Annotated in this window: 16 protein-coding genes; all 16 read left to right on the top strand. The window is 48.6% G+C overall.

The window, feature by feature from the left end:
* Positions 1-17 precede the first annotated feature (17 nt).
* A complete protein-coding gene (locus BN1128_RS02870; RefSeq protein ID WP_042866168.1) occupies positions 18-320 on the top strand; it encodes a hypothetical protein in 303 nt (100 codons plus the stop codon).
* Between the two features lie 88 nt (positions 321-408).
* Positions 409-906, top strand: a complete 498-nt coding sequence (gene radC / locus BN1128_RS02865; RefSeq protein ID WP_042866167.1) for a RadC family protein — start codon at positions 409-411, stop codon at positions 904-906.
* Positions 903-1,094 (top strand): hypothetical protein, encoded by a 192-nt coding sequence (locus tag BN1128_RS24400; RefSeq protein WP_082030343.1) that lies wholly within the window; start codon positions 903-905, stop codon positions 1,092-1,094. The genes radC and BN1128_RS24400 overlap by 4 nt, the downstream gene beginning before the upstream one ends.
* A 24-nt stretch (positions 1,095-1,118) precedes the next feature.
* Positions 1,119-1,457, top strand: coding sequence for a hypothetical protein (locus BN1128_RS24395; protein WP_244464548.1), 339 nt, complete (start codon positions 1,119-1,121; stop codon positions 1,455-1,457).
* A 153-nt stretch (positions 1,458-1,610) separates the two neighbouring features.
* Positions 1,611-2,117, top strand: coding sequence for a hypothetical protein (locus tag BN1128_RS02855; RefSeq protein ID WP_042866165.1), 507 nt, complete (start codon positions 1,611-1,613; stop codon positions 2,115-2,117).
* Complete coding sequence (locus BN1128_RS02850) at positions 2,117-2,332, top strand: hypothetical protein (protein ID WP_042866164.1); 216 nt, start codon at positions 2,117-2,119, stop codon at positions 2,330-2,332. Before BN1128_RS02855 ends, BN1128_RS02850 begins: the two co-directional genes overlap by 1 nt.
* Positions 2,329-2,691 (top strand): hypothetical protein, encoded by a 363-nt coding sequence (locus BN1128_RS02845; RefSeq protein WP_042866163.1) that lies wholly within the window; start codon positions 2,329-2,331, stop codon positions 2,689-2,691. Before BN1128_RS02850 ends, BN1128_RS02845 begins: the two co-directional genes overlap by 4 nt.
* Before the next feature lie 78 nt (positions 2,692-2,769).
* Positions 2,770-3,312 (top strand): hypothetical protein, encoded by a 543-nt coding sequence (locus tag BN1128_RS02840; protein ID WP_042866162.1) that lies wholly within the window; start codon positions 2,770-2,772, stop codon positions 3,310-3,312.
* Between the two features lies 1 nt (position 3,313).
* Positions 3,314-3,670 (top strand): hypothetical protein, encoded by a 357-nt coding sequence (locus BN1128_RS02835; protein WP_042866161.1) that lies wholly within the window; start codon positions 3,314-3,316, stop codon positions 3,668-3,670.
* 260 nt (positions 3,671-3,930) lie between these two features.
* Positions 3,931-5,337 (top strand): DNA cytosine methyltransferase, encoded by a 1,407-nt coding sequence (locus BN1128_RS02830; protein WP_082030342.1) that lies wholly within the window; start codon positions 3,931-3,933, stop codon positions 5,335-5,337.
* Between the two features lie 131 nt (positions 5,338-5,468).
* Positions 5,469-5,726 carry a hypothetical protein gene (locus tag BN1128_RS25160; RefSeq protein WP_156140086.1) on the top strand — a complete coding sequence of 86 codons (258 nt, stop codon included), beginning with the start codon at positions 5,469-5,471 and terminating at the stop codon, positions 5,724-5,726.
* A gap of 495 nt (positions 5,727-6,221) precedes the next feature.
* Entirely contained in the window at positions 6,222-7,688 is a 1,467-nt protein-coding gene (locus tag BN1128_RS02820; RefSeq protein WP_052445483.1) for an MvaI/BcnI family restriction endonuclease, read from the top strand.
* A gap of 213 nt (positions 7,689-7,901) precedes the next feature.
* The gene (locus BN1128_RS02815) at positions 7,902-9,779 is read left to right on the top strand and encodes a DEAD/DEAH box helicase (protein WP_042866159.1); all 1,878 of its coding nucleotides are present in this window, start codon (positions 7,902-7,904) and stop codon (positions 9,777-9,779) included.
* 13 nt (positions 9,780-9,792) lie between these two features.
* Positions 9,793-10,203 (top strand): EcoRII N-terminal effector-binding domain-containing protein, encoded by a 411-nt coding sequence (locus BN1128_RS24390; RefSeq protein ID WP_082030341.1) that lies wholly within the window; start codon positions 9,793-9,795, stop codon positions 10,201-10,203.
* 16 nt (positions 10,204-10,219) lie between these two features.
* Positions 10,220-11,836, top strand: coding sequence for an ATP-binding protein (locus tag BN1128_RS02810; RefSeq protein WP_042866158.1), 1,617 nt, complete (start codon positions 10,220-10,222; stop codon positions 11,834-11,836).
* A complete protein-coding gene (locus BN1128_RS24385; RefSeq protein WP_082030340.1) occupies positions 11,833-12,672 on the top strand; it encodes an HNH endonuclease in 840 nt (279 codons plus the stop codon). The genes BN1128_RS02810 and BN1128_RS24385 overlap by 4 nt, the downstream gene beginning before the upstream one ends.
* Positions 12,673-13,033: the final 361 nt, after the last annotated feature.

The raw sequence follows: 13,033 nt of genomic DNA, 5'->3' as shown, positions 1-13,033 counted from the left end.
CCAAGAGGAGGCGCACGATGCCCAAACAACCGATAGCCGTTGAGCTCGAAGCGATTAACCGAGAGGGGGAAACGCAAGTGGTGCGTGATAGTGGCCTGACCGTGCAAGGCTACAGCGTTTATCTGCGGGCCGTGGAAGCCAGCGGACTGGCGCTGGCCACTTGGGTAGCTGACTACGACACTATCGGCCAAGCCTATGAGCTGGCGGAACGGCTGAGTGTGGCTCTGACTATCCCACTCACTGTGCTGGTCCCCGGATTGCTGATGCCGGTGAAGCGTGACCCCGCTGCCACGGCAAGCCCCATCACGATGGCCAACTGAACTTCCCTCAACGTGAGCCAACAACACCTCTGCATTTAGCCCCGGTATGCCTCGCGCTGCGGGGGTCTTTCTTTTTCAGGAGACCACCATGCGTTACCACAAACTGAAAGCCGGGGAATGCCCCGGTACTTATGTCGTTACCGAGCCGGTGACAGAGCAAGACCTGCTGCGTATTGCCAACCAGATTGCTCGCAAGCGCTTGGCCAAAGGCACTGCCATCACCAGTACCACAGAGGCCGCTGAGCGGCTGCAAACCCTGCTGCAGGACCGGGAACACGAGGTGTTTGGTGCTCTGTTTCTCGACGCCCAACATCGCGTGCTGGCCTTTGAGGAGCTGTTTCGCGGTACCCTCGACAGTGCCAGCATCTACCTACGGGAAGTGGTCAAACGGGCCCTGCTACTCAACTGTGGGGCCATCATCGCGGTGCATAATCACCCCAGCGGTGACCCGGAACCCAGCCACTCTGACCGGGTCTTTACCCAAGCCCTCAAAGAGGCCTTGGCCTTGGTCGATGTGCGACTGCTCGACCATCTGGTGGTCGGCGCCGAAGGCGTGGTATCGCTGGCTGAGCGAGGTCGGCTATGAACCTTCCTTCAGGCAAAGCACACCTCACCGCCCTCGATATCCTCATCGAACTGCGCGGCTGGCTTGCTGACAACGTCGAGATGCAGGCTGAGCCCGCCATCGTGGCCCACCTCCCTAACGGTTATCTGCTCACCCAGGCTGACTGTATCGAGGCCATTGATGCACTGCTCCATCAACTACGCCATTAGCCAACCCAAGAAGGGGTGAGCACCATGCGATTACCCAATCCCTATTCCCTTGAGGAAACCCTCGAGAAGCTGTGCCATAGCCTGGCAGCCGCCAGCAACGAAGGGGCCTTGGTGTTGTTGGAGCAAGCCGTCACCAAGGCTCGTGACGACGAGGGTTATGCCAAGCAGCTTGAAGAGACCTTGCTGCAAGGATCCACCATCAAGATCCGTGAATGCCTCAGTTGCTTTGGCGACTACTTCGAGCGCTCCCGAGACAAACCGCCCTATTACCCGCACCACGACGCCGTTAACGGCATTGATTGTGCGCTCTACGCCATCCTGTTCGATGCTGCGCATCCCGACACACTCCAGGATCACCAATAACGAACCGTCGATCGCCCAATAACATTCATGCCGATCACGTTTCCACCCGATCACCCGGATCATCCGCGCCAACACCATGATCCGGATATTCCGATCCCCCCAGCAAGGCCACCTCACTACAGGTGGCCTTTTGCATTTCAAGGAGCTATTCCCATGTCTGCCTTCATGATCGATCGCAAGGATTACCTTGTCTTTGCCGTGCAGTTACACCGCTTTTGCAATGCCCCGATGCCACCGCACTACACCCTTGAGTTGCTGCGCAACCTCTGGTGGCTGCCGCCAGCAGACACGACCAGTACCTGGACGTGGCGGGTTGACCGGTTAGTGCGACTGATGATGCTCGCCAACCGCCGTGCAGTCTGGCATCGCTATCAGCTGGGGCGTCAGCAGGACCACAAGGAACCACGCCAGCACCGATCTACCAAGCGGAGTCCGCTTAAACCTGTCCATCGTTACCATCAAGCACCACTCACCGATGCCGAACTGGTAGCCCTCTACAAATTCACCTGCTGCGCCCTATACCAATCGAGCGAATGGACCGGGAGCCCTGAGCAAGCTCCCCGGTTGGTGAAGGTGATACAGCAGTTGCAACAGGCTCTCGCACAAGACGTGCTAACCCGGCTGTCACTGTGGGAACAAGCCCCTTGGGGAGAGATGTGATGGCTCTCTCCATCACTCTGACAGTGACAAACTCGCCACCGAGCTCAACCGCCCAGATAGCCCAACGCATTGCCGATGACATGGCACACCTGCATCACCGTCTGGGTGATGGGGTCAGTGATGAACTGGGCATCAGCATCAGTTACCTGGTCGAGCAATTTGCGCTGCTGGCTGCGGCTTACCGCGCACCTGCAGAAATGGAGAAACATCAATGATTGAGTTCAATGACAGCTTTAGCCAAGCCGCCGTGGCAGAGGCCATGTGCGCCCATCCAGCACTCGCCAAGCTTATCAGTCAGCAGTTGATGCTGCCGAGCTTTGCCTATGCTCACGATGTGGAGGGGCGGCGTATTGGTGGTCCACTGGTGGCCCCCAACCCAGTGCTACACAAGACCGCACTTTTTGTCAGTCCACGGGATATGCGTGAACACCTGCCGCGAGAGATTAACTTCGCCCGCTTTCGCTGCGCCTGTAATGCAGCGGGTCAGCCGGTTGGTGAGTGGCAACGGGTGATTGTCGGGGCCTACGTCAACCACGGTAGTAATGACAAGCCGGATTGGAGTAGTCACACCTGAGCCACGGCCACCAGCACAAACAAGACCTCTAACAGCCCCTCACACCGAGGGGCTGTTTGCATTTGAAGGAACCCACCCATGCATGACTTACGTGATTACAACACCCTAACACCGAAGCAGATGACCACTGCCATCGGTCAGCTGAACCACAACACCGCGCCGAAGATAATGAGCCACCTGGCATTGCGGGCCAGGCAGCCCCATCCGCTCGGTAATGGCCGTAGCAGAGCCAAGGTCCTCAAGCTGCTGCGTCGGGTAAAGCAAGCTCTCACGGCGGGACGTATCCCGCTTGAGCTCACGGTGACAGGCTGCCGTATCGACCGGGGCAGCCATCAGGCTGACCGCTACTACTACGACCGGACACTGCTGGCTCAAGGTTGGCAGCAATACGATACCGAGGAAGATGCGTGGTATTTCGGCATCTGGATTAACACAGAGAAGCTGGAGACCTTTACCTATGCCGAGGGGGATACCAGTCATGTAATTGCGCCAAACGTCGACGCGTTTCGCGCTGAATTGGCGCGGCTCTACCACTACCACCCACAAGCCCCGGCATTTATCAGCATCGACCCAGAAGCAGGCGTTGTGACCCGACATTTTGAAGCCAAGCCGGAGGTGTGAAATGGCCAAACACATCACCATCAAGGTGCCTGGCAAACATCCGCAAACCGGCGAGCTCACCACCTTTGAGCTCAAGGGTCAGCGCATGGATATCGACATCGGCGGCCAGACCGTGCCTTTCCTTATTCACGGGAGGGGCATCGGCACCTCACTCACCCACATCCCGAGTGGCTACCGGATAGCACTGCTCGGTGGCTGGCTCACAGCTCGTTACGCCATACCTGAGAATAAGCCCAGTAGAACGGCCTGCGCCCAGATGGCCATAGACCGGCTGGTGGCTCAATACGGCTCGCAGCACCTGCTGGACCGACTCAATTGCAAGCCGGTTATCAACGAGATTGCTGACTGCGCTCGTTGACGCCCCACCGTCTCGCTCGTCCACCGACAGCATAAAGGGCCAGCCCTCTCAGGCTGGCCCTTTGCATCACTGGACTCACCGAACATGACCCGTCTTATCACCGCGCTCGAGGTGCATCGCTATGCCCCGAGCTGAACAAACTGCATCTGCTGGAGTGATTAACACCACGACAAAAACACTGTTTTTCTTTACAGTGAAACTATGCCTCTGGGTCAAATGAGTGATAGACTCCCCACAATTACTGAAGACTGGATTCGACTATGAACATTGCATTGCAGCCCAACTCCCTGGATGAAATCCAGAACTATCAAAATCCTAGCCTTAAAGAAGACCGCCATCTCATGGAAATGGTCCTTGAAATCTATGATCAGAAACAAATCGCTGAGAAGCTGCGTGAAATGGGCGACAGCGAATGGACCCGCGAGGCACTCAATCGCTGGCTCAACGGAAAAGTTGAACAAAAACCACTGACGCATAACGAAACCGAGATGCTGAAAGGACTACTGCCTTCACCACCTAAGCATCATGGAAATTATGATTTCAAGTTTATCGATCTATTTGCCGGCATTGGTGGTATCCGCAAAGGATTCGAGGATATTGGCGGCCAGTGTGTATTTACCAGTGAGTGGAACGAGCAGGCAGTCAGGACCTACAAGGCTAACTGGTATTGTGACAAAGATCATCACAAGTTCAACTCCGATATACGTGAAATCACTATGCCGGATAATGAAAACCGTGACTTTGTTTATGCTCATATTGACAAGGAGATCCCGGATCATGATGTGCTGCTGGCTGGTTTTCCATGCCAGCCATTCTCCTTGGCCGGTGTATCCAAAAAGAACTCGCTTGGCCGTGCCCATGGTTTCGAGTGCGAGGCTCAAGGGACCCTGTTCTTTGATGTCGCACGGATCATCGATGCCAAGCGGCCAACTGCGTTCGTCTTAGAAAACGTCAAGAACCTTAAAAGTCATGATAAGGGCAATACTTTTAGAGTAATCAAGGAGGCTCTGACTGAACTGGGTTATTGGATTGCTGATCTTGATGTAAATGGCCCAAATGATCCCAAGATCATCGATGGAAAACATTTTATTCCACAACATCGAGAGCGAATTGTTCTCGTGGGGTTCAGAAAGGATTTGAATCTGCACGAAGGCTTCTCACTGAAGGAGATATCCAAGCTATTTCCTGCAAAGAGAATTACTTTTTCCGACGTGCTCGAACCAGTTGAGCGGCTTGACCCTAAATACATCCTGACACCTAAGCTGTGGTCGTATCTTTATCAATACGCTAAGAAGCACCAAGCAAAAGGTAATGGCTTTGGCTATGGACTCGTCAATCCATGGAATCCTGCCACCGTTGCTAGAACTCTATCTGCCCGCTATCACAAGGATGGTTCAGAAATCCTGATTGATCGTGGCTGGGACATGCAGCTGGCAGAGGTAGACTTTAATAATGAGCAAAACCAAAAAAATCGTCCACGTCGTCTGACACCTAGGGAATGTGCCAGATTAATGGGATTTGAACAGCCGGGAGAATACAACTTTAGGATACCAGTCTCCGATACACAAGCATATCGGCAATTCGGCAATTCGGTAGTTGTCCCTGTGTTTGCTGCTGTGGCCAAGATGATGAAACCACTTTTATTAAAGTCTAAAGACAAGGCCTAATGCAAGTCGTTATTTTACTATCGAGGTGCCCGTCAACGTGAAGATGGGCATTTCCTTTACTTTTATTAAACGTTTAGAGATGATACCTGTTTGGTATTTGTTTGCTATTAGCTATAGTAATGGAGGGGATTATGGAAGAGTCAAAAACACTCAATATTTTAAATGCTCGTTTTCGTATGATCGGATTGTCAGCAGATTGGATTTATCAAGCGTGGCTAATAAAAGGTTCTCTAACTAAAGGGACTGTTATTTTTGAAAACGAAGATAATGCTACATACGAGCTTGTTGATTTTTATTATGAAGACGAACAGCGTGTAGAGAGCGTTTTATGCTCTGGCTCGCTAAGAGACGTTATAGAGTTTTCTTCTTGTTTAAAAGAAACAAGATGATAGGCGAGCTCAACTCTGAAATACTACGCCGTTCAAAAATCAGGCAGCCTAGAGTGGCTCATCAAATACCACATAGGGCTGCCGAAATCCCAAGCATACGCGTAGCCTGAAACTTAACTACCGTTCGAAGCCAAATAGGACGTTGAGCAGCACTAAGCTTTGCTCTCCGACATACTGTCGCGTCAAGCCATCAACGCAATCGTTCCCATGGGCAATATGGATGCACACTGCCTTGCCATGGGTTGGCATGCTGAAAATGACAGTCAGCAAGCTGACCAGTATGGTCACATCCCCCGAAAAACCCAAATTGATTGGATGAACCCTTTTGGGGCCTTGGTGGGTCAGTAAAACTAGGATTAAACCTAGGCAAAACCAAGCCAAAAAAAACAAAATCAATAAAATCAATGATTTGATTTTTTGCGTGAATCTTTTTGTTGATGTGTTTCGATTTCTCGATCTACGATACTCCTACTTTTCCAACGTAGGAGCTCGGTCATGTCTGCCAAAACTCACTTTCCATCAGCATTCGAACACTTCTTCACATCAGTGAACGATTTGACTCTTATGTTGAAAAGCCTCGGCATCCAAAAAGCTATCCTTAAACCACTGCCGAAAAACGCAAATGACAAGAATCAGATTTATTTCGCTAGTGACTTCAGCGTGCTGTACAACCTTTTTGACATTACGCTGGCCGAACGCGGACCCAGTTTCAGCAGCACCAAGGATTCGTCTACTCCGGGTAGTCTGATCCCGGAAGGGGTATTCAACGACTTCGCATGGTGCAAGCGTGATGGAACTTTGGTTAAGGCCAAGAACGTCAAGGTTATTATCTACACGCAATATCCCGAGGCGCGCCTGTCAGGGTTCATCAGTGTAGAAAACGACATGCCCCAATCGCTGTCAGTTAGTTTCATGAAGGGCAATCCGGAATGTAAACGCATTCTTGTTCTTGGCAGCCTGCCAGGGGGTGCATGTATTGCACTTGTGATCATAAACTACACTGATAGTTTTGCTGCTGATGTGGCAGCCCTGCCGGGGATGGAAGGGTCACGTATATGCAAACAGATAACAATCGAGCAGGACCACAGAAGTAACCTACTCAAGCAATTATCCGGTGTAGTAAAAACGCCACGGAAGGGATGTCGACTAGATGCATACGGGAACACTCTCCCGTTCACTGGTACCCAAGTGTGTGGATATACTCTGGAACATGCCTTGGGCATCGTCCCCAACTCGGACAAAGATGGTGATATTAACGGGATAGAACTGAAAACCCATACTCAAGAAAAAGTAACGCTCTTCACACCAGAACCGGATTTCGGTCCGTACACAGATGATTTTGCAAAGTTCATGGTGATGTATGGCTATCAGTCGGCGGGGAAGAACGAATACCGTCTGACAGGTGTTCATCGTGCAAATGAGCGCAATAAAAAGACCGGTCTGACACTAAAAATTCGTGAATATCGCCCAGCCAACCCAGACGATAAAAAGTCTGACTGGGTGCGTGATGCCAATGGAGATAAAGTAGCATTTCCATATGACAGCTCTACTTCATTGACATCCAAACTGAACGCCGTTGAAGTAGTTCTTGAAGATGATGCCGGAAAGGTTGCAGCAGGCTGGAGTCTGACTCGTCTGATGAATACTTGGGGGGTAAAACACAATGATGTGGTGTATCTCTCGGCAAGCAAGATGGTGAATGAAGATCAAGCTGAGCGAGAACAGGGATATGCATTCAAGGTTAGCTTTGAGCCCAAGGTAATCTTGTGTCAGCAGACATCGGCAGAGCATCTTCTGAAAGCTATCAATGATGGTGTTATCTTCCTAGATCCTGCACCCAAATATGTACCTGATGATGTGTCAAAAAACAAAAGGCGTTCGCAGTGGCGGGTTAATGACATCAGCAAGGCTGTTTATTCTCTGTATGATGATGTCCAAGTGTTTGATCTTGGTAATATATAGGGTAGTGGATGCTAAATAAAGAGATTATTCCTTGCATATATAGTCTAAGCCTAGATATAGAAATCTATGAAAAGCATTGTTTGTGATGGGTGTTACTTTTTTAAATATACAATTGTGTATGATGGCATTAGGTGCGAATTGTGTGATGCCTATGTAAATACATACAGTGTCTCATATATCATGATACAACGTATTTAATAACGGGAGCAGGTAGTGGAAGCACGATGGGAAGTTCAGGGGCGGTCGTTAGTTTATATTGATGACCTTGGTGTTGTTTATATACCATCAACAAGTGAAATCTTCTCTGCTCTTGTGGAACACAACCCCTTATTTAACGGTATGCCGTCATGCTTTGACGGGGTTAAAGTGACAAAATATCCCCTTATCCCCACTCTCGTTGTGAAGCCAGATTGTGCTGGCTTGCCGCATTACTCAATTAAAGCTGGTTTCCGTGATATCCAAGTACTACTGGATCAGATTGACCTAGAACGCGGGCATATTGTAGTTGATTCAATCTGGTATCCCCTAGAACCAAAAGTCACCTCTGACTTACTAGAGCTTCTGAATGAAAATGGAATCACTCCCGGCCCCGCATCTTCTTTGAAAACATTCTTGGCAGTCTGCAAGGCTGATTTAAGTGATGGACCAGTCACAGATTTAACAGCTGGAGGCCGGTTTCTTCCAAATGCCTTTACTCCTGATGGCTCTGAGGTGCCTCATGGGGTCAATGGGACCTTATATCCATACCAGCTTTCTGGGTGGCGTTGGCTTAAATTTCTGATTGCAGAAGGATGTGGGGGGCTATTAGCTGATGAGATGGGGCTAGGCAAGACTCTGCAAATCATTGCTGCTCTTACTGATTCTGGTCGTGGCCCCCTTAGTCCTGCATTAATTGTTGCTCCTGGCTCTTTGTTGGAGAACTGGAGCCGTGAAATTACCAAGTTTGCACCAAGTCTTTCTGTACTCAAACATCATGGTCCACTGAGGACTGGCCGTCCCACAGTTTTGGCTAACCATGATGTTGTTGTGACGTCTTACGACATGGTTATCGGTGATAACAGCCTATTGAACATGGTCAGGTGGAAAGTTGTCGTTCTAGACGAAGCTCAATTTATTCGCAATCCTGATGCAAAACGAACAAAGGCTGTAAAACGGCTTAATCGTGATGCAGGTTTGGCTGTGACTGGTACTCCTATTGAAAACAGGTTGCAAGATGTATGGTCAATTATTGATTTTGTAAATCCTAACTATCTTGGTGATCAGCAAGCCTTTGCTAGCCAGTTCCAAAATGATCCTGAGGGGGCGCAGAAGCTGGAACCACTAATATCTCCACTTATGTTACGAAGACGTGTGGTGGACGTGGCGACTGACCTACCACCGCGCATTTATATCCCACAAATGCTTGTACTGGAAGATACAGAAGCTGCTGCATATGACGCAGAGCGCGAGCGCATTTATGCTGAGTATGGGGCTGCTGCAACGCTGGTCGCATTGACTTCCTTGAGGCGGTTTTGTGCTCATCCCTCACTAATGAGCGGAACACATGGCGTATCAGATCCATTGTCCTTTACCAAAATGCGCCGGCTTGATGAAATTGTGGAAGAGATTTTTTCCCGACAAGAAAAAGTGCTTATATTTACTTCCTTCACCTCCATGGCGGATATGATTGCCTGCCATATCGAAAAGCGATTTGGTAGCTTTGCTGGAGTCATTGATGGCCGCTTGCCTATTGATGAACGTCAGCCATTGATTGATCGGTTTAGTGGTATCCAAGGTGGTGCAGCTTTGATCCTTAATCCCCGAGCCGGTGGGGCCGGCTTGAATATCGTTGCTGCCAACCATGTAATCCACTACAACCCAGAATGGAACCCAGCGCTTGAAGATCAAGCATCTGCTCGAGCTCATCGCCGCGGACAGCAATTACCGGTCACAGTTCATCGCCTGCTTATTGCGGGCACGGTAGAAGATGTGGTCAACGATAGGCTTTCTCGCAAAAGGGATTTGTCTGATGCTGCAATCATCGGCATTGAGGGAAAGGATGAAGACTACAACGACATTGTGGCTGCTCTGACTCGTTCACCTACTCGATAATTTGGGATTATTCATGACACAACAAATAGCAAAAGTATTGAGCGCAAATGATACTGGAGAAACCGGTGGGCACCAAGCTGGCATTCTTGTTCCACGAGAACCGTCAATCCTTGTTTTTTTTCCTGAACTAGATATTAAACAGTTGAATCCGCGTGTTCATCTTAAATTTATCGATTCATCTGGGAAATTTTGGGAGTTTGCATTTATTTATTACAATAACAAGTTTTTTGGCGGAACTCGAAATGAATACAGATTGACGCGTATGACAAAGTATATCCGTCAAGCAAATCTTATCACAGGTGACGAGATTCGCCTTTCTAGAGAAGGAGATCGCTTTCATATCTCACATATTAAATCTCAAGTACCTGAATTCAAGGGGAACGTAATTAAATTGAGCACTGCATGGCGTACAGTATCCATCTAAAAAAGAGGGCTAAAGAATGGCTGCTTATGAAAATTTTGAAGAAATAGAATTAAACCCTGACCCTGAGCGCGTAATCGTTGGTTTACGGGACACTGGGTATGAATTTAATACTGCGGTTGCTGATATTGTTGATAACTCTATTGCAGCTAATGCTAGAAATATTGTGCTCGATCTAGCTGCTGACTTCCGCGGTAATATCCGTCTGATAATCGCAGATGACGGAGATGGCATGGATGTTGAGGGTTTGAAAAAAGCAATGCAATATGGTTCTCCTTCTCGCCCTAACCCGGCTAGTCTAGGAAAATATGGTCTTGGCCTAAAAACTGCCTCTACCGCATTTTGTAAAAGACTCTCCGTTATTTCCCGCCCTGATGGAAACACACCACCGTGTATGGCAACGTGGGATCTTGACCACGTTGCTGACGTTAAAAAGTGGGCACTACTGATGACGCGAGAATGCGATGACGATGCAATTGATGTGTTAGAACGTGTTGCATCAAAAAATTCTGGTACTGTTGTTTTGTGGGAAAAAGTAGATCGCTTAATCAAGGATTATGCTAGCCCAACAGGAAAATATGCAAATAAAGCACTGGATACGAAAGAGGCTGAGCTTAGGCAGCACCTTGCGATGATTTATCAACGCTTCCTTGATCCGGAAGACAATAGAGCATCCAATGTTTCTATTACCTTGAATGGCCATCCTGTTAAAGCATGGGATCCTTTCCAGACAACCTATTCGGAGCTACTGGCGAATGAGACCATTGAAGTGGAGATGGGAGAGGATCGAAAAGCCTCATTTACGATTAAAGCCTACGTCTTGCCGCGAAAGGAAGAGTTTCCTAATGAGGACGCAGCAAAAAATGCGATGCTTGCTAACTCGCGGCAAGGAATGTACATCTACCGGGAAAACCGGCTGATCCATGACGCAGACTGGTTAGGCATCTACCAGAAAGAACCCCATCTTACCTTGCTTCGGGTTGAATTTTCATTTGATCATCAGTTAGATGACGCTTTCCATTTGGATATCAAAAAATCCCAAATAATTCTGAATGAAAGCTTGGCTGATTGGCTAGAAAAATCTTTTTTACCATCGCCAAGGCGTGAGGCAAATCGTCGTTCCCGTGAGGGGCAACAAAAGTTGATCTCCCAAAAGGGAGGGGGAGCACACGATATATCGAACAACAATATTCGCAATCGTGAGGCTATCGCTGGAGGGCCGAAGATTGGATCAATCAATCGGGAAACTGGTTTTACCGAGGTTAATAACAAGCACGGAAGGACACTGCTAAAGTTGACGATTGCATCGGCCAAGCGGCCGGGAGAGGTCTTCATTCAACCTGTTGATGGGATCAATAATGGTTTACTTTTTCAACCAGCCATTATAGAACAGCACCGAGCAGTCCAGATCAATACTAGCCATCCGTATTATCATAAAGTTTACGTACCCAACTTGAATCGTAGTGTAACTATGCAAGGCTTGGATTCCCTGATGTGGGCGCTGGCAGTAGCTGAGTTGTCTACTGTACAGGATGACACTGCATCCCTGTTCCAAGATATGCGCTTCGAGATTTCTCGCATTCTGGAAAAATTGGTTGAAACGTTGCCGGACACGCTCGATAGCGAGGGCGAATGAACGTGCTTGATCATCAAGTTTTGGCCCAAATCCTGTCACACAAGTCAGGTCTTGAGTTCGTTTGCAAGGCCGGTCAGACAGGTGATGGCATCAGTTGGTATGAATTATCACCAGCAGGTCATGTGCCAAGTCAAACTTTTACCGTTCGCTTAGAGGTCGGCTGGCGTAGACTAACCTCCCGATTTCGTCCAGGTGCATTTGGCGCTGAACTGATTTCCCTGATGCATGCGGCTGAACCTGTGGGGCGCAATACATTTCTAACTATTCTGGATGAGTGTGTGCAGCTTGGTGCTGAAGTTGATGTGAAAGTGAATGGTGTTTCCATTAGGTTTTCGGAGAAATGTATTTGGGATGAGTCTTGGAGACATTTCGAATTCACTATCAGTAAAGGTATGCTTGCCATTAATGATGGAAATATTTTAACCGATGCTCAGCTAATTGAAGAATGGGCTACTAGAACTGTTGCAGCTACTCTTGTTCTACTCCCAGTTGAAGATAATGAGAGTCACAGTGATGTGCTAGGTTTACCAGAAGGTGCATTACTACGCGTGGAGGTAAACCGTTATGAGCGGGATAGACGAAATCGCGCTGCTGCACTGGTCATTCACGGGTACTCTTGTGCTGCATGTGGTTTAAAAATGGCAGATAAATACGGCCCGAACGCAACTGAGATAATAGAGGTTCATCATACGACTCCTATCTCATTGTTGGGCCCTAGCTATCTCATAGACCCGAGAGCTGACCTGATCCCATTGTGTCCGAACTGCCATGCAGTAGCCCACAGCCGGGAACCACCTTTTTCGGTAAAAGAAATCCAAGATATGCTTTGTCGCTGACATATGCGCCACATTGTGTGGAAACGTTTGTTTCATTTGATGTAAAGGTGATGTATAGCAGCAATATTAAAAATGCGAGTTCATGGCTTCTGGATAAATCATGTTGTATGAAAGTATTGGCTATCTTGAGCTCGCATCTACTGTCGTTTGTAACGTAGTCAATTACTTGTCAACTAGAGTCACTGCTTGAATCGCAGATGAACATGTTTAGACGGACAGGGCTATAGATGAATAGGGGAGGGTTGCGAGGTGAAATAGGTGAGTCAAGTTAGCTGTTTTGTGATCATCAACAAAGGTATCTGTCCCTGTAACTGTGGGTTCAAATGTGGGTTCAAAACTAAAAAAGCACTTTCATAAAGAT

It is taken from the genome of Aeromonas piscicola, from assembly GCF_000820005.1.
Taxonomy (GTDB): Bacteria; Pseudomonadota; Gammaproteobacteria; order Enterobacterales; family Aeromonadaceae; genus Aeromonas; species Aeromonas piscicola.
This window is presented reverse-complemented; position numbering and strand designations above follow the sequence as displayed.